This window comes from Acidovorax sp. 1608163, assembly GCF_003669015.1.
Taxonomy (GTDB): domain Bacteria; phylum Pseudomonadota; class Gammaproteobacteria; order Burkholderiales; family Burkholderiaceae_C; genus Acidovorax.
In genome coordinates this window covers 924615-940584 of record NZ_CP033069.1, presented here as the reverse complement: position 1 = coordinate 940584, position 15970 = coordinate 924615, and the positions used below count along the sequence as shown (strand labels likewise).

General features: G+C 66.0%; 17 protein-coding genes. 10 read left to right on the top strand and 7 right to left on the bottom strand.

Going from position 1 to position 15970, the window contains the following annotated elements:
• The first annotated feature begins 63 nt into the window (after nt 1-63).
• The 5 genes from EAG14_RS04220 (at nt 64) to arsB (ending at nt 3342) form a co-directional block, all read left to right on the top strand.
• Nucleotides 64-753 (top strand): DUF3334 family protein, encoded by a 690-nt coding sequence (locus EAG14_RS04220; RefSeq protein WP_099743558.1) that lies wholly within the window; start codon nt 64-66, stop codon nt 751-753.
• Nucleotides 754-849: 96 nt separating this feature from the next.
• Entirely contained in the window at nt 850-1176 is a 327-nt protein-coding gene (locus EAG14_RS04215; RefSeq protein WP_099741926.1) for a helix-turn-helix transcriptional regulator, read from the top strand.
• Between the two features lie 49 nt (nt 1177-1225).
• A complete protein-coding gene (locus EAG14_RS04210; protein ID WP_121728155.1) occupies nt 1226-1717 on the top strand; it encodes an ArsI/CadI family heavy metal resistance metalloenzyme in 492 nt (163 codons plus the stop codon).
• 21 nt (nt 1718-1738) lie between these two features.
• On the top strand, nt 1739-2236 hold the full coding sequence (locus EAG14_RS04205; RefSeq protein ID WP_121728154.1) for an arsenate reductase ArsC: 498 nt from the start codon (nt 1739-1741) through the stop codon (nt 2234-2236).
• 32 nt (nt 2237-2268) lie between these two features.
• Nucleotides 2269-3342, top strand: a complete 1074-nt coding sequence (gene arsB / locus EAG14_RS04200) for an ACR3 family arsenite efflux transporter (protein WP_240456931.1) — start codon at nt 2269-2271, stop codon at nt 3340-3342.
• 98 nt (nt 3343-3440) lie between these two features.
• Here the strand turns inward: arsB and EAG14_RS04195 are convergent, their stop codons facing one another.
• The 6 genes from EAG14_RS04195 to tauD all read right to left on the bottom strand — a co-directional run bounded on the left by EAG14_RS04195 (nt 3441) and on the right by tauD (nt 9193).
• Entirely contained in the window at nt 3441-5402 is a 1962-nt protein-coding gene (locus tag EAG14_RS04195) for a family 2A encapsulin nanocompartment cargo protein cysteine desulfurase (protein WP_121728153.1), read from the bottom strand.
• An 81-nt stretch (nt 5403-5483) separates the two neighbouring features.
• Nucleotides 5484-6416: a family 2A encapsulin nanocompartment shell protein gene (locus tag EAG14_RS04190; protein ID WP_099656507.1), complete on the bottom strand. Its 933-nt coding sequence runs from the start codon at nt 6414-6416 to the stop codon at nt 5484-5486.
• 153 nt (nt 6417-6569) lie between these two features.
• Nucleotides 6570-6839 (bottom strand): helix-turn-helix domain-containing protein, encoded by a 270-nt coding sequence (locus EAG14_RS04185; RefSeq protein ID WP_099656508.1) that lies wholly within the window; start codon nt 6837-6839, stop codon nt 6570-6572.
• Nucleotides 6836-7768, bottom strand: a complete 933-nt coding sequence (gene epsC, locus EAG14_RS04180) for a serine O-acetyltransferase EpsC (protein WP_121728152.1) — start codon at nt 7766-7768, stop codon at nt 6836-6838. The genes EAG14_RS04185 and epsC overlap by 4 nt, the downstream gene beginning before the upstream one ends.
• Nucleotides 7769-7791: 23 nt before the next feature.
• Nucleotides 7792-8271, bottom strand: coding sequence for a rhodanese-like domain-containing protein (locus EAG14_RS04175; RefSeq protein ID WP_099741933.1), 480 nt, complete (start codon nt 8269-8271; stop codon nt 7792-7794).
• 88 nt (nt 8272-8359) lie between these two features.
• Nucleotides 8360-9193 (bottom strand): taurine dioxygenase, encoded by an 834-nt coding sequence (tauD, locus tag EAG14_RS04170; protein WP_099741934.1) that lies wholly within the window; start codon nt 9191-9193, stop codon nt 8360-8362.
• A 213-nt stretch (nt 9194-9406) separates the two neighbouring features.
• Here tauD and tauA point away from each other — a divergent pair, with 213 nt between their 5' ends.
• From tauA to EAG14_RS04155, 3 genes are read left to right on the top strand one after another with little or no spacing between them, the layout of a single operon-like run.
• Nucleotides 9407-10408 carry a taurine ABC transporter substrate-binding protein gene (gene tauA / locus EAG14_RS04165; protein ID WP_121728151.1) on the top strand — a complete coding sequence of 334 codons (1002 nt, stop codon included), beginning with the start codon at nt 9407-9409 and terminating at the stop codon, nt 10406-10408.
• A gap of 29 nt (nt 10409-10437) precedes the next feature.
• Entirely contained in the window at nt 10438-11283 is an 846-nt protein-coding gene (locus EAG14_RS04160; protein ID WP_121728150.1) for a taurine ABC transporter ATP-binding protein, read from the top strand.
• A complete protein-coding gene (locus tag EAG14_RS04155) occupies nt 11280-12185 on the top strand; it encodes an ABC transporter permease subunit (protein WP_121728149.1) in 906 nt (301 codons plus the stop codon). The genes EAG14_RS04160 and EAG14_RS04155 overlap by 4 nt, the downstream gene beginning before the upstream one ends.
• Nucleotides 12186-12296: 111 nt before the next feature.
• On the opposite strand, the gene EAG14_RS04150 is transcribed toward EAG14_RS04155, so the two are convergent.
• Nucleotides 12297-13196, bottom strand: a complete 900-nt coding sequence (locus tag EAG14_RS04150) for a LysR family transcriptional regulator (RefSeq protein ID WP_121728148.1) — start codon at nt 13194-13196, stop codon at nt 12297-12299.
• A 142-nt stretch (nt 13197-13338) separates the two neighbouring features.
• On the opposite strand from EAG14_RS04150, the gene EAG14_RS04145 reads away from it, so the two are divergent.
• On the top strand, nt 13339-14616 hold the full coding sequence (locus tag EAG14_RS04145; RefSeq protein ID WP_099741939.1) for an alpha-hydroxy acid oxidase: 1278 nt from the start codon (nt 13339-13341) through the stop codon (nt 14614-14616).
• Nucleotides 14617-14771: 155 nt separating this feature from the next.
• Nucleotides 14772-15725, top strand: a complete 954-nt coding sequence (locus EAG14_RS04140) for a tripartite tricarboxylate transporter substrate binding protein BugE (protein WP_121730290.1) — start codon at nt 14772-14774, stop codon at nt 15723-15725.
• Nucleotides 15726-15970: the final 245 nt, after the last annotated feature.

Here is a 15970-nt window from a genome sequence, read left to right as displayed (position 1 = left end):
AAGGCTTTCATGGCCTATGCTACGCCACAGACTTTCCTGATCAACGCACCGCCTCCAGCCACCATGAGCCACCAAGATAAACCCGTCGTATTCGGCACCGAAGACCTGCTGATGAGCCTGTGCAACTCCGTCACGCGCGTGCTCTCCGTCGCCACGCAAAGCCAGGTTCACTACTCCGGCATGGTGCAACGCATCTCCAAAACCTGCCTCAAACCCGACATCGGCTGCTTCGTGCTGTTCGATGGCGGCTTCTCCGGGCTGGTCATCATCAACTTCTCGGCCTCGGCCGCGATGGAGCTGTACCAAAGCTACCTGCTGAGCATGGGCATGTCCAAGGACGACCTGGTCACCTCCTACACCTCGGACGAAGTCAGCAACGTGATGGGCGAGCTGATGAACCAGGTGGTGGGCGACTTCACCGGCAAGATCCGCCGCGAGCTGCAAACCCACATCACCCAGAACCAGCCCAAGATGCTGGTGCTGAACAAGCAAGTGATGCTGAGCGTGGACGCCAACCTGGACAACCCCGAAGCCCGCCGCGTGACCTTCTACACCGGCAATAACAACATCTTCTATCTGGAACTGGCGATGGACCGCACCGAGTTCATCAAGCTCTACGACTTCGAGGCCCAGGAAGCCCCGGACCCCGACGCCCTGATGGCCCAGTCCCACAACGCGCCCGCACCCGCCCCATCGACAACGGCCAGCGGCGACAGCGACACCGACGACCTGCTCAAGTCGCTGGGGATGTAACCCCCGCGCCGAGGCTAAGAACCTGTTCCCCCCAAAGCACCGCCAGTCGGTGCTTTTTTCCTGCCATCATTTCCATATTTCAATTATCATTGAATTATGGAAACCAACGATATCGTCAAAGCCCTGGCCGCACTGGCCCAAGCCTCGCGCCTGGAGATTTTTCGCGCCCTGGTCGTGGCGGGCACCGAGGGCCTGACGCCCAGCGCACTGAGCGAGGCCCTGGGCGTGGCACCCAACACGCTCTCGTTCCACCTCAAGGAGCTGACCCACGCCGGGCTGGTGGCGCAAGAGCGCGCTGGCCGCAACCTGATCTACCGCGCCCAGTTCGAGCGCATGAACGCGCTGATCGGCTACCTGACCGAGAACTGCTGCCAGGGCCAGGCCTGCCTGCCCAGCGCCGCCACCGCTGGTTGTGCCTGCTGAGCCTTCCCCTTTTTACTGCCGCCAAGAACCTGTTCCAAGGAGCCCCACCATGAAGCGCTTTCACGTTCACCTGCATGTTGACGACCTTGCCGCCAGCATCGCCTTCTACTCGCGCCTGTTTGCCGCCACCCCTGCGCGGGTGGAGGCCGACTACGCCAAATGGATGCTGGAAGACCCGCGCGTGAACTTTGCGATCTCGACCCGGGGCAACCAACCGGGGCTGGACCACCTGGGCTTTCAGGTCGACGACGCGGCCGAACTGGCCGATTTGAAAGCCCGCGCCAGCGCCGCCGACATGGCGCTCTTGGACGAAGGCGCCACCACCTGCTGCTACGCCCGCAGCGAAAAGCACTGGGTGACCGACCCACAAGGCGTGGCGTGGGAGCACTTTCACACGCTCGAAAACATTCCTGTGTTCAATGAGGCGGCAGCGGCGCCGCAAGGCGCCTGCTGCGCCCCCAAAGCAGCTGCGGCACCCCAGGCCTCCACACAGGCCGCGTGCTGCGGCCCGTCCAAATCCTCTTCTTACCATTGCTGCTGACCTGAGGCCCCGAATGACCGAATCCGCCCCCCCCTGAACGTTCTTTTTCTGTGCACCCACAACTCGGCGCGCAGCATCCTGGCCGAAGCGCTGCTCAACACCATGGGCGAAGGGCGCTTCAGGGCGTATTCCGCTGGCAGCAGCCCGCGCGATAACCAGCAGCCCAACCCGCTGGGCCTGCAGGTGCTGCAAAAAGCCGGTATCCCCACCGAGGGGCTGCGCAGCAAAAGCTGGGACGAGTTTGCCGCCCCCGGCGCGCCCCACATGGACCTCATCATCACCGTGTGCGACAACGCAGCGGGCGAGGTGTGCCCCTTCTGGCCCGGCCACCCGGCCACCGCCCACTGGGGCTATGCCGACCCCTCCGAAGGCGATGGCAGCGAGGCCGAAAAATTGGAAGCCTTCCGCAAAACCCTGCACGCCATCCAGCGCCGCCTGTCGCTGTTGATCAGCCTGCCCGCCGACAAGCTGCAGCACACCGTGCTGCAAAGCTCCGCCCGCGAACTGTCAGCCCACTGATCCCCTCTCACACCGATTGCCCAAAGAGCCCCATGACAACCACGGCCCCCGCCAGCCCTCCCGCCCCCCAAACCATGAGCGTGTTCGAGCGCTACCTCACCGTCTGGGTGTTCCTGTGCATCGTGGTGGGCATTGGGCTGGGGCAGCTGTGGCCCGGGGCCTTCCAGGCCATTGGCCGCATGGAAGTCGCCCAGGTCAACCTGCCCGTGGGCGTGCTGATCTGGGTGATGGTGATCCCCATGCTGATGAAGGTGGACTTTGCCGCGCTGGGTGAAGTGCGCCAGCACCTGCGGGGCATTGGCGTCACGCTGGTGGTGAACTGGCTGGTCAAGCCGTTTTCGATGGCGCTCTTGGGCTGGCTGTTCATCCGCCACTGGTTTGCGCCGTACCTGCCTGCCGACCAGATCGACAGCTACATCGCCGGGCTCATTTTGCTGGCCGCCGCGCCCTGCACGGCCATGGTGTTTGTGTGGAGCCGCCTCACCGGGGGCGACCCGCTGTTCACCCTGTCGCAAGTGGCGCTCAACGACAGCATCATGGTGCTGGCCTTTGCGCCGCTGGTGGCGCTGCTGCTGGGGGTGTCGGCCATCACCGTGCCGTGGGCCACGCTGCTCACCTCGGTGGTGCTGTACATCGTGATCCCCGTGCTCATCGCACAAGCCCTGCGCCGCGCCCTGCTGGCGCGTGGCCCGGCGGCGCTCGATGCCGCACTGCAGCGCATCGGCCCCTGGTCCATCGGTGCACTGCTGGCCACGCTGGTGCTGCTGTTTGCCTTCCAGGGCGAGGCGATCCTGACGCAGCCGCTGGTCATCGCCCTGCTGGCCGTGCCCATCCTCATCCAGGTGTTCTTCAACGCGGGCCTGGCCTACTGGCTCAACCGCGCCGTGGGCGAAAAGCACAGCGTGGCCTGCCCGTCGGCCCTCATTGGTGCGTCCAACTTCTTTGAGCTGGCCGTGGCTGCGGCCATCAGCCTGTTCGGCTTTCACTCCGGCGCCGCACTGGCCACGGTGGTGGGGGTGCTGATTGAAGTGCCCGTGATGCTGCTGGTGGTGCACATCGTCAACCGCAGCAAGGGCTGGTACGAGCGCGGGCTGAGCACGGGTTGAAGGCAGACTGAGCGCAGCCTGCGCACCATACGCTACCAAAAAGATAGCTGCCAGCGCTTTATTAATAAGCGCTAGGCAGCTTTTTTACTTCAAACCCACTACACGCGGCGCTGCGCAGCCAGGCGCTGCACCACGGCCACCAGCCGGTCGATCTCGTCAAAAGTGTTGTAGAACGCCAGCGACGGACGCACCGTGGTCTCCACACCAAAGCGGCGCAGGATGGGCTGTGCGCAGTGGTGGCCCGTGCGCACGGCAATGCCCTCTTCGTTCAGCGCCTTGCCCACCTCTTCGGTGGTGTAGCCCGCCAGCACAAACGACATCACGCTGGCCTTGTGGGCCGCCGTGCCAATCAGCCGCACGCCCCGGATGGCACCCAGGTGCTGCATGCCGTATTCGAGCAGCTCGTGTTCGTAGCGGGCAATGTTCTCAATGCCCACGCGGTTCACGTAGTCGATGGCCGCGCCCAGGCCCACGGCGTCGGCAATGTTGCCGGTGCCTGCCTCGAACTTGTTGGGGATGGGCTGGAACACCGTCTTTTCAAACGTGACATCGGCAATCATGTTGCCGCCGCCCTGCCAGGGAGGCATGTCTTCCAGCACCTCGCGCTTGCCCCACACCACGCCGATGCCGGTGGGCCCAAACACCTTGTGGCCCGAGAAGACAAAGAAGTCCGCGCCAAGGTCCTGCACGTCCACCCGCATGTGCGAGATGGACTGCGCCCCATCGACCAGCGCCTTGGCGCCCGCGCGGTGGGCCATGGCCACGATCTCTTTGACCGGCACCACCGTGCCCAGCGCATTCGACACCTGCGTGACGGACACGATTTTGGTGCGGCTGTTCAGCAGCTTCTGGTATTCGTCCAGCAGCACCTGGCCCGAGTCGTCCACCGGAATCACCCGCAGCTTGGCGCCCTTGGCGGCCGCCAGCTGCTGCCAGGGAACGATGTTGGCGTGGTGCTCCAGGTTGCTGACGATGATCTCGTCGCCCTCGCCAATGTGCTGCGCACCCCAGCTCTTGGCCACCAGGTTGATGGCCTCGGTGGTGCCGCGCACAAAGATCACCTCGTTCACATCCGGCGCGTTGATGAAGTGCTTCACCCGTTGACGGGCACCTTCGTAGGCGTCCGTGGCGCGGGCGGCCAGCTCGTGCGCAGCGCGGTGGATGTTCGAGTTTTCGTGCTCGTAAAAATAGCTGATGCGGTCGATGACCGCCTTGGGCTTGTGCGTGGTGGCCGCGTTGTCAAACCACACCAGAGGCCGCCCGTTCACCCGCTCAGACAGCACCGGAAAGTCGCGGCGGATGGCATGCACATCAAACGCGGGGTGCGCACTGGGCGCCAACGCAGGCACGGCCCCCGCCCGCTGCGCTGCAGGGTGGCCTGGCGTGGTGTAGCCGCCGGGCAGCACCACCGCGTTGGCAAAGTAGAACTGCGGCTCGGCCGATGGCACCGTGCTGGGCACACCCGGGCCTGCCGTGGGCGATGTGACCTGGGGCACATGGGCCGCATCAAACGACTGGAACGGCAGGCGCGACAAGGCATCGAGCCCATCACCCCTCTCTGGCGCTGACTGCGCCGCCGCGCCGGATGGGCGCTCGCCCACAAAGTAGTACGGCGCAGAGGCGGAGGACGCAGCGGATGCTGCCGAGGCAGCAGGCACCGAGCCAGCCGAGGGCGCAGCCGCCACCGGCGCCACGCCCAACGCCCCCGAGCCCAAGCGCGGCTCGTAGGCAGGCAAGGTGCTGACCACCGTATCGGGCAGGCCATTGCCCGCCGAGGCATGCGGCACCAGCGCAGGGGCGCGGTGCGCCAGCGACAGCACGGGTGTGGGCGACGCGGGCACCAGGTTGCTGCCCGGAATCTGCCCTTGCGGGAAGGGCGTGCCTGGCACCGAGGGGCCCAGCCCGGCCGGGCTGGCCAGGGGCGAGCCCGCCGGGGCCAGGTTCACCGGTGCCTGCACGCCAGGCGGAAAGCCCGCCGCAGCAGGGCGCGGCACGGCAGAGGCTGCACCAGACAGGTCCGGCTGCTCGCCCGGCAGGGCCGCAAACAGGGCCGAGGCCATGCGGGCGAGCGCAGCCGTGTCCAGCGGAGACTGCGGCACCGCAGAGGATGTGTGAGAGAGGTTCGTCACCGCGCGGCCACCTTATTTGTAGGTGTCTGGGTAGTCGTGGTACTTGTTGATCTCCACATCGTCCAGCACGGCCAGCGCGTCGGGCGTGAGCACCGCCAGCGAGCAGTACAGCGAGATCAGGTACGACGCAATCGCATGGTTGTTGATGCCCATGAAGCGCACCGACAGGCCGGGGCTTTGCTCGCCCGGCAGGCCCGGCTGGTACAGGCCCACCACGCCCTGGCGCTTGTCGCCCACGCGCAGCAGCAAGATCTTGCTCTTGCCATCGGCCACAGGCACCTTGTCCGAGGGGATCAGCGGCACGCCGCGCCAGGTGATGAACTGCGAGCCAAACAGGCTCACCGTGGGCGGTGGCGTGCCACGGCGCGTGGCTTCGCGGCCAAAGGCGGCAATCGCCAGCGGGTGGGCCAGGAAGAAGGCGGGCTCTTTCCACACCTTGGTCAGCAGCTCGTCCAGGTCGTCGGGCGTGGGCGCGCCTGTCAGCGGGAAGATGCGCTGCTCGTCTGTCACCTGCGCCAGCAGGCCGTAGTCGGCGTTGTTGATGAGCTCGCTTTCCTGGTTCTCTTTGATGGTCTCGATGGTCAGGCGCAACTGCTCTTTGACCTGGTCGTGCGGGCTGCTGTACAGGTCGGAGATGCGGGTGTGCACGTCCAGCACGGTGCTCACGGCGTTCAGGAAGTACTCGCGCGGGTTCTCTTCGTAATCGACGAAGGTGCGGGGGAGCTGGTTTTCCTTCTCCTTGGCGGTGCAGGCCACCTTGATGGCCTCGGGGTTCTTGACCTGGTTCAGGCGGTAGATGCCTGCCTCCACCGGCACCCACTGCAGCAGGTGCGTGAGCCAGCGCGGCGAGATGGTGGAAAGCTGGGGTGCCGTCTTGGTTGCATTGGCGAGTTGCCGTGCGCCGCTATCGCTGAGTGCGGTGGTTCCGCCCACTGTTGCCGACATGTGAATACTCCGTGAGGTTGAAAACAAACAAGAAAAAAATCAGAAAACCCGCCCGCCCGATACAGCGCCCCACATCCCCACCTCTCAGTGCAGACCAGGGTGCGCACAGGCCAGCCAGTCACTGCTGCAGTGTCAAAGCTCCAGCGCCCCGCTTCAACAGGCTATAGCCGCCAACTGCAGGCCGCGCACCAGTTGCCTCTGGTGCACGGACTCGCCGCGTGTGACCAGCACCGAGGGCGCCACGCCCAATGCACCGGCCAGTTTTTCGACGGTGTGCAGGGATGCGATGACGCTGCCGCGCTCGATCTCGCCCACATACGAGCGGTTGAGGTCCGACTGCTCGGCCAGCCGCTCTTGCGACCAGCCCTGCGCCTCGCGCGACTGGCGCACCGCAATGCCAAAGCCTTTGACGAGCGTGGTCACAGCGCCACCTCGGCCAGGATGGACGGGAAGCGCCCCGACGCCTGCGCGCTGGCCTGCGTGACATGGCCGCCCGCAGGCACGTCGTGCGTAACCCACACGTTGCCGCCAATCACCGCCCCCTTGCCCAGCGTGACGCGGCCCAAAATGGTGGCGCCCGCGTAGATGACCACGTCGTCCTGCACCAGCGGGTGGCGCGGCAGGCCCTTTTGCAGCACGCCATCGGCATCGGTCGGAAAGCGCTTGGCCCCCAGCGTCACCGCCTGGTACAGGCGCACGCGCTTGCCAATCACCGCCGTCTCGCCAATCACCACGCCGGTGCCGTGGTCGATGAAAAAGCCCGCGCCAATCTGCGCGCCGGGGTGGATGTCAATGCCCGTCTGGCTGTGCGCCAGCTCCGACACGATGCGCGCGAGCAGCGGCAGCCCCAGCAGGTACAGGCGGTGCGCAATGCGGTGGTGGATCATGGCCAGCACGCCGGGGTAGCACAGCAGCACCTCGTCCACACTGCCCGCCGCCGGGTCGCCCTGGTAGGCGGCCAGCACATCGCTGTCGAGCAAGCGGCGGATGTCGGGCAGCGACTGGGCCAGGTCCTGCGCGGCCTTCAGGGCCTGCTGCTCCACGTCCTGGGTGTCGCGCGGCTGGTGGCGTGCGCCGTATTTCAGCTCCAGCACCATCTGCGCATGCAGGGTGTGCAAGGCGGCGTCCAGCGTGTGGGCCACGTAGAAGTCTTCGCTCTCCTGGCGCAAGTCGGGCGGGCCCAGCCGCATGGGAAAGAGCGCGCCCTTGAGCTGCTCTACCACCCGCGCCAACGCATCGCGCGACGGAAACTCGCGCCCGCCGGGCTCCTGCGATCGCTTTTGCGCATCGCGCCAGTCGCGGCGCACGCCGTGCAGCGATTGCACGATCTGTTCAATGTCAAAAATGGCCATTGTCTTGCCCTTGGTGTAATCCGTCAGTCCTGCACCCAGGGCAGGCCGTGAAAGCGCCAGCCGTCGCTGCCGCCCCGGTGCAGTTGCGCGTCGATCTCGCCCTCAAAGCCTTCCAGCACATTGAAGACATGGGCAAACCCGGCAGCGGCTGCGGCCTCTGCCGCCAGCACCGAGCGCTTGCCGCTGCGGCACAGCAGCAGCACGGCGGCGTCCTTGCCGCCGTCTTTGGCCAGCTTGGCTTCCAGCTCGCGCACAAAGCGCGGGTTGCGCACCAGCGCTGTGCCGGTAGCCCAGGCCACGTGCAGGCTGCCGGGCACATGGCCCACAAACTTGCGCTCTTCGCTCGATCGCACGTCCACCAGCACGGCCTGGTTGGCCTGCACCAGGCGCCAGGCCAGTACGGGGGGCACGCCACCGGCGTAGGTCAGGCCCTCGGCCTGGGCAGCAGTGTGGAGGGTTTGCAGTTCTGGGGCGAGGGTCAGAGTGTCCTGTGCGGTGGTCATGGGGTGGCTTTCAATAAAAACAGGCTCTAGCGCTTATCTATCAAGCGCAAGCAGCTATTCATTTCATAGCAATGAGTGGCGAGCCGATTCAGTACGGCACGTCGCCCAGTACGGTGGCGCGGTGCATCACGCGGCGGTGGGGCAGGTAGTCCACCGTGGCGTAGTGCTGGGTCAGGCGGTTGTCCCAAAAGGCCAGGTCGTAGGGCTTCCAGCGCCAGCGCACGGTGAATTCGGGCTTGGCGATGTGCACCCGCAAGAAGGCCAGGATCGCGTCGCTCTCCTTCTTGTCCAGCTCCACGATGCGGCTGGTGAAGCCTTCGTTGACGAACAGGCCGCGCTTGCCGCTGACAGGGTGGGTGCGCACCACGGGGTGCGGAATGTCGGGGTACTTGGCCGCAGCGCTCTCCCACACCTTGCGCTCCTCAGGCGTGCGGGCATAGCGCCAGGCAGGGAACGACTGCACAAAGCTGTGCTCGGCGTGCAGCGGGTCGAGAAACTTGCGCAGCGGCTCTGACAGCGCCTCGTACGCCGCAATGCCGCTGGCCCACAGCGTGTCGCCGCCCGAGGGCGGCAGGTGCCGCGCCGACAGCAGCGCACCCATGGGCGGCTTGTCGATGAAGGTCACGTCGGTGTGCCAGTTGTCGTTGTCGGGCGGGTTGTTGTCATCGGTGTCCAGCACGATGATTTCCACCGCGTCCGGGTGCGTGGGGTACACCGGGTGGATGTGCAACTCGCCAAAGCGCCGCGCCAGGTCGCGCTGCTGCACGGGGGTGACGGGCTGGTTCTCAAAGAACAGCACATGGTGCTGGAGCAGCCCGGCCAGCAGCGCATCGCGCTGGGCGTCGCTCACGGGCTGGGTCAGGTCGATGCCGGTGACAAGGGCGCCAATGGCAGGGCCCAGGGCTTGGATGTGCAAGGTCATGGTGGCAGCTAATGCAAAAGATGGCTAAAGGCGGCTGAAAGTGGCCTCAAGCATCCCGCCAACCGCGCGGCGCACCAAGCTCGTTATTTGCATTTGCTATGTTGATTTCCTTCCATATCAACTTATTCATCTAAACATAGGATTTCCGTGACGCCCCTGCACCGCAGGGACCAACCCCTCGATCACCCCGATCACCGACACGGAGACCTTTTCATGAAATTCTGGAAACCCCTGGCCATCGCCGCCGCAGGCACCCTCGCCCTGGCCAGCGCCTTCAGCGCCCTGGCCGCCGACAAGAAAGTGGTGGTGGGCTACCAGACCGACGCCCTGCCCTCGGCCGTGGCCATTGCCAATGGCGATTTCGCCAAGACCACGGGCTACCAGATCGACTTTCGCAAGTTCAACTCGGGCGCCGACGTGGTGGCCGCCATTGCCTCGGGCGATGTGCAAGTGGGCTATGTGGGCTCCAGCCCTTACGCCGCGGCTGCCTCGCGCGGGCTGGACATCCAGGGCTTTTATCTGGCCTCCATCTCGGGCACCGACGAAGCCCTGGTGGTGCGCAACGGCTCGGGCATCAAGAGCGTGAACGACCTCAAGGGCAAGCGCCTGGCCGCAGCGCCCGTGTCCACCGACCACTACCAGTTGCTGGCCCTCATCAAAAGCCAGGGCCTCACCGAAAAAGACGTGACGGTGCTGGCCATTCCGCAGCCCGAAATCGTGGCTGCCTACCACCGGGGCGACATCGACGGCGGCTTTGTGTGGGACCCGGCCCTGACCGAACTCAAAAAGAATGGCACCGTGCTGGTCACCTCCAAAGACGTGGCTGAAAAAGGCGCCCCCACCTTCAGCGCCTGGGTGGCCACGGGCAAATTTGCCAAAGAGCACCCCGAGTTCCTGAAGAACTATGCCGCCGTCATCGACAAATACAGCCAGTCCTTCGCCACCGACAAGGCCGCCTGGGGCCCCGACAGCGAGAACACCAAGCAACTGGCCAAACTGCTGGGCGGCACCCCTGCCGACCAGGCCGCCGGGCTCAAGAACCTGAACCTGGTGCCCCGCAGCGAGCAAGTCAGCGAAGCCTGGCTGGGCGGCGGCGAGAAATCCGGCGTGGCCAAGATCCTCAAGGAAACCTCGGCCTTCCTGAAGGAGCAAAAGAAGATCTCGCAGGTGCAGACCAGCTACGCCAAGTACGTCACGCCCACAGCGCTGAAGTAAGCACCCTACCGCCCCACCGGAGCCCCACCATGCTGTCTGTGCGCGACGCCAGTGTTTTCTTTGAGGCCCGCGATGGCCGCGCGGTGCAGGCACTGCACCGGGTCTCGCTCGACATCCCGCCGCGCGGCTTTGTGGTGGCCCTGGGCACCTCGGGCTGCGGCAAGTCCACCCTGCTCAACGCCATGGCGGGGTTTTTGCCGCTGTCCGAAGGCAGCATCACGCTGCACGGCCGCCCCATTACCCGCCCCGGTGCAGACCGGGGCGTGGTGTTCCAGAAAGACACGCTGCTGCCCTGGAAATCGGTGGCCGAGAACGTGGCCCTGGGCCTGCAGTTTGCCGGTGCCAGCCGCGCCCAGCGGCGCGAGCGTGCGCAAGAGCTGCTGGAGCTGGTGGGCCTGCAAGACTTTGCCGATGCCGCGCCGTATGAACTGTCTGGCGGCATGCGCCAGCGCGTGGGCCTGGCCCGCGCCCTGGCGCCCAACCCCGACATCCTGCTCATGGACGAGCCCTTTGGTGCGCTGGACAGCATGACACGCGAGCAGATGCAAGAGCTGCTCGTGTCCGTGTGGCAGCGCACGGGCAAGCAGGTGTTCTTCATCACCCACTCCATCGAGGAAGCCATCTTTCTCGGCACCGAAGTCATCGTCATGTCGCCCCGCCCAGGGCGCATCGTGGCCCGGTTTGACCTGGACTATGTGCAGCACTTTGCCCAAGAAGGCAACGCCAAGGCCATCAAGACCCTGCCCGGCTTTGCGCAGCTGCGCGAGCAGATCCGCGACATCGTCCACCGCTCAGAACACACCGACAGCGCCCACAGCGCTGAGCACACCGCTGCGCACGCCGCTGCACTCACGGTACAAGGAGCCCTGGCATGAACGACCTGGTTTTGAACTACCTGCTGCCCACTGCAGAAAAGGGCGATGAATACGGAAGCGCTGAGGCGCCCACCAAGACCCCTGCGCCCATTCCCCCCGCCCCGCGCACCGTCAAGCCCCGGGGCTTTGGCGTGGGCGAGCGCTCCACCGTGCCCATCAGCATCGGCGCCGCGCTGGCCCTGCTGCTGGCCTGGTGGCTGGTGGCGCAAACCGGCTGGGTGCCCAGCCTGTTCATGCCCACGCCGGCCGAGGTGTGGGCCACGGGCGTGACCATCTTCACCGAAGGCTATGCCAACGCAACCCTGTGGGAGCATGTGGCCGCCAGCCTGACGCGCATCGTCAGCGCCGCCGTCATCGCCGTAGGCCTGGGCGTGCCACTGGGCCTGCTGATGGGGCTGAACCGCTGGGCCAAGGGCGTGCTCGATGCGCCCATCGAGTTCTACTGGCCCCTGCCCCCACTGGCCTACCTGCCGCTCATGATCATCTGGCTGGGCATTGGCGAGACCTCCAAAATCGCCCTGCTGGCCCTGGCCATGTTTGCGCCCGTGGTGCTGTCGGCCCAGGCCGGCGTGCGCGCCCTGCCGCTGGAGCGGGTCAACGCCGCCCTGTCGCTGGGCGCCACAAGGGGACAGCTCTTTACCCACATCGTGCTGCCCTCGGCCCTGCCCGAAATCCTCACCGGCATCCGCATCGCCCTGGGCGTGGGCTGGGGCACGCTGGTGGCAGCCGAGCTGATCGCCTCCACCCGGGGCATTGGCTACATGATCATGTCGGCCTCGCACTTCCTGGCCACCGATGCCGTGTTTGTCGGCATCGGCGTGATCGCCGCGCTGGCGTTTTCCTTCTCACTGGCCATGCGCCTGGCCGAGCGGGTGCTGGTGCCGTGGAAGGGCAAGCACTGAACCGCAAACACCATGCAAGGCGAAGTCAAAGCGCACGTCCTCGGGGTGAGCACCGTGCCGAAGGCAATGGACTGAGGACTGCAACGCGGGTGTCCCGTCAAGGCGCGAGACTCAGAAAAACCCAGCTGCCTCCGCAAAATTGGCGTTTTGCACGGCCTGGCTGCGCAACTCAGTCACCAGTGGTCGCAAGTCATCCCGCCGGGTGTGCAGCGCATAGTCCAATCGCCCCAAGGGAACGGCGCTGGACAACTCCTGGAGCACCTTGCGTCGGCACATGGTCTGCGCAAGCCCTTCCGGAAGCAGGCCCACGCCCTGACCATACGCAAGCAACCCAACGATGCCCCCCCAATGGTTGCAGACCAGTCGCCGTGGCTCCGGTGCAGCAGCCTGCCGCAGCCAATCGTCCAGCAGGTGAGTGACCCCGGAGCCATGCGGCAAGGTGACCAATGGATGCCGCAACAACGTATCGGCATCCATGCGACGCACGCCGTTTGCAACATGGGGCGCAGCGCACCACATGAATGCCGCCTGTGCCAGCGGCACCGACGTCAAGGCGCTGCGGCTGGCCGCACCCGCGATCACAGCGGCATCCAACTCGCCCTTTTCCAGCCGATCGGCCAGGGCCTCGCCCACGTCCACATGCACGCTCAGGTCCAGCTGTGGGTGCGCATCGACCAAGGCGGTGACCAGCAGGGGGAGCCAGGTCAACGCCGTGAGCTCACCCACCCCCAGGCGGCAGGGCCCGCGAAGGCCGGTGGTGCTGCCCATTTCCTGTTGCAGGCGGTCTGCCTGCTGCAGCAGAGCACCGGCCAGTGGCACCAGGCGCGTTCCAGCCTCGGTCAACGCTGCGCGGTGCCCGGCGCGGTCAAACAGCACCTGCCCCAGAGAAGTTTCCAGCTCGGTGATGCGCTTGGACAGCGATGACACCGACAGGTGCACCCGCTCGGCCGCAGTGGCAAAGCTGCTGCACGTGGCAGCCCAGTAGAAGGCCTCGAGCTGCTTGAGGGTCATGTCATCGCCTTGTTTTCCATTTCATTCTGATTTGGCGAACAAATGAGTGTCAATAAATTCGCTTTCTTGATTATTGCGGTTTCAGGACACTGCCCTCCAGTCCTCTTTGCCCCCCTTGCCCGCTCTTGCCTGGAGCCGAGCCATGTCCACCTCCTCCCGCACCTCCACACCCCAACCCCCCACCCCCAACGCCTGGGGCTCTTTCAGCGGCACGCGCCGCAGTGGCCGCACTGCCAATCTTCTGTCGCTGGACGACTTTGAAGCCGCCGCCCGCCGCGTGCTGCCGCGCCCCATCTTTGGCTACGTGGCCGGGGCAGCCGAGGACAACCAGGCGCTGGGCGACAACCGCCAGGCTTTTGCCGAGCTGGCCCTCGTCCCCCGCGTGCTGCGCAACGTGGCCGAGCGCGACCAGAGCGTGACGCTGTTCGGCCAGCGCTATGCCAGCCCCTTCGGCGTTGCGCCCATGGGCATTGCCGCCCTGTCGGCCTACCGGGGCGACATCGTGCTGGCCCGTGCGGCGGCGGCGGCAGGCATCCCTGCCGTGCAAAGCGGCAGCTCACTGATCCGGCTCGAAGATGTCATGGCCGCAGCCCCGGGCACCTGGTTCCAGGCCTATCTGCCCGGCACCCCCGAGCGCATCGACGCGCTGCTGCAGCGCGTGAAGAAGGCAGGCGTGCAGACCCTTGTGGTCACGGTGGACATCCCCGTGGCGGGCAACCGCGAGAACAACATCCGCGCGGGCTTCTCCACCCCGCTGCGCCCCAGCCTGCGCCTGGCGTGGGACGGACTGGTGCGCCCGCGCTGGCTGGCGGGCACGCTGCTGCGCACCCTGGCACGCCACGGCATGCCGCATTTTGAAAACTCGTTTGCCGAGCGCGGCGCGCCCATCCTGTCCTCACGCGTGCAGCGCGACTTTGCCGCCCGCGACCACTTTGATTGGAGCCACATCGCCCACATCCGCCGCCAGTGGCAGGGGCCGCTGGTGGTCAAGGGCATCCTCAGCCCGCAAGACGCCGCACTGGCCCGCCAGCACGGGGTGGACGGCATCATCGTCAGCAACCACGGCGGCCGCCAGCTCGACGGCGCCGTGGCCCCGCTGCGCGTGCTGCCCGCCATTGCCGAGCAGGTCGGCAGCGGCATGACGGTGATGCTGGACGGTGGCATTCGCCGGGGCACTGACGTGATCAAGGCCCTGGCGCTGGGTGCGCAGGCAGTGTTCGTGGGTCGCCCCTTCAACTATGCCGCTGTAGTGGACGGCGAGGCGGGCGTCGTCGCCGCCATCGACCTGCTGCGCGCCGAGGTGGACCGCAACCTGGCGATGTTGGGTGCCACCACCTGCGCAGAGCTGGGGCCAGAGCACCTCATGGACCGGCGAGCGCTCTGGGCATTGAACCCGCCAGCCGCCCATCCCCCGCGCTGATTCCGAAGCCAAACCCCAACCAACCAGGAGACAAAACCCATGAACCCTACCTTGCGCGCCTTTCACCCCGTGCCCCAGGCGCTCCACATGCGCCCACGTTGCTTGCCGGCCAGCGCCGCCACCGCAGCAGCAGTGAGGTCGGTAGCCGTAGCACTGTGCGCCAGCGCGCTCATCGCACCCGCAGCGCATGCCCAGCCCCCGCGCAGACAGCCTACCCCATCAAACCCGTGCGGCTCATCGTGCCGTTTGCTGCGGGCGGCACCACCGACATCATTGCCCGCGTGGTGGCCACTGGCATGGCGTCTGCGCTGGGGCAGCCCGTGGTGGTGGACAACAAAGGCGGCGCCGGGGGCGCGTTGGGCACGCAAGAGCTGGCCCGCCAGCCCGCCGACGGCTACGTGCTGGGCATGGCCACCGTGTCCACCACAGCGGCAGGGCCCGCCATCAACCCCAAGGTGGGTTATGACCCGACAAGCGACTTCACTCCCATCATCAACGTGGCCGCCACACCCAACGTGCTTGCCGTGCACCCCAGCCTTGCGGTACGCGACTATCAGGAGTTTGTGCGTGCGCTCAAGGCACAGCCTGGCAAATACAGCTACGCCACCGCAGGCACAGGCTCCATCGGGCACATGCAGATGGAGCTGTTCAAAAGCCTCTCGGGCACCTTCATCACCCACATCCCCTATCGCGGCTCGGGCCCTGCGCTCAACGACACCATGGCAGGTCAGGTGCCCATCGTGTTCGACAACCTGCCCTCAGCTCTGCCCTTCATCCAGTCGGGGCGGCTGGTGCCCATCGTGGTGGCGGCCCCCCAGCGCCTGCCCCAGTTGCCGGGCGTTCCCACCTTCAAAGAGGTGGGCCTGGAGCCCGTGAACCGCATGGCCTACTACGGCATCGTGGGCCCCAAAGGCCTGCCCAAGGCAGTGGTGGAAAAACTGGCCGCCGCTGTGATCCAAGCCACCGACAAGCCCGATGTGAAAAAACGCATTGAAGACACGGGCTCGCAGCTGATCCTGAACACCCCCGACCAGTTTGCCGCTCAAATCCGCGCCGAGCTGGATGTATACAAACGCGTGGTGGAGAAGCAGCGGCTCACACTGGACTGAGCGAAGCGCCCAGGGCCTGAACTGCCCGCACAAGTTGGACAGCGGCCATCCCGCCAAAGGGAGCGAATCACAAGACTCAGCCAGGTGGCCCTGGCTAAGCGGTGCGACAAGGCGAGGCAACAACGCCGGGGGATCTTTGTGAGCCGCTCTCAGGCCGCCTCTTCAGTAGGCATTCCACCGGGTTGAGTCCTCGCAAGCTCAGTGTGAGCGGGCGGGCCTTGTCCAGCGCCCATCGGGCACCACGC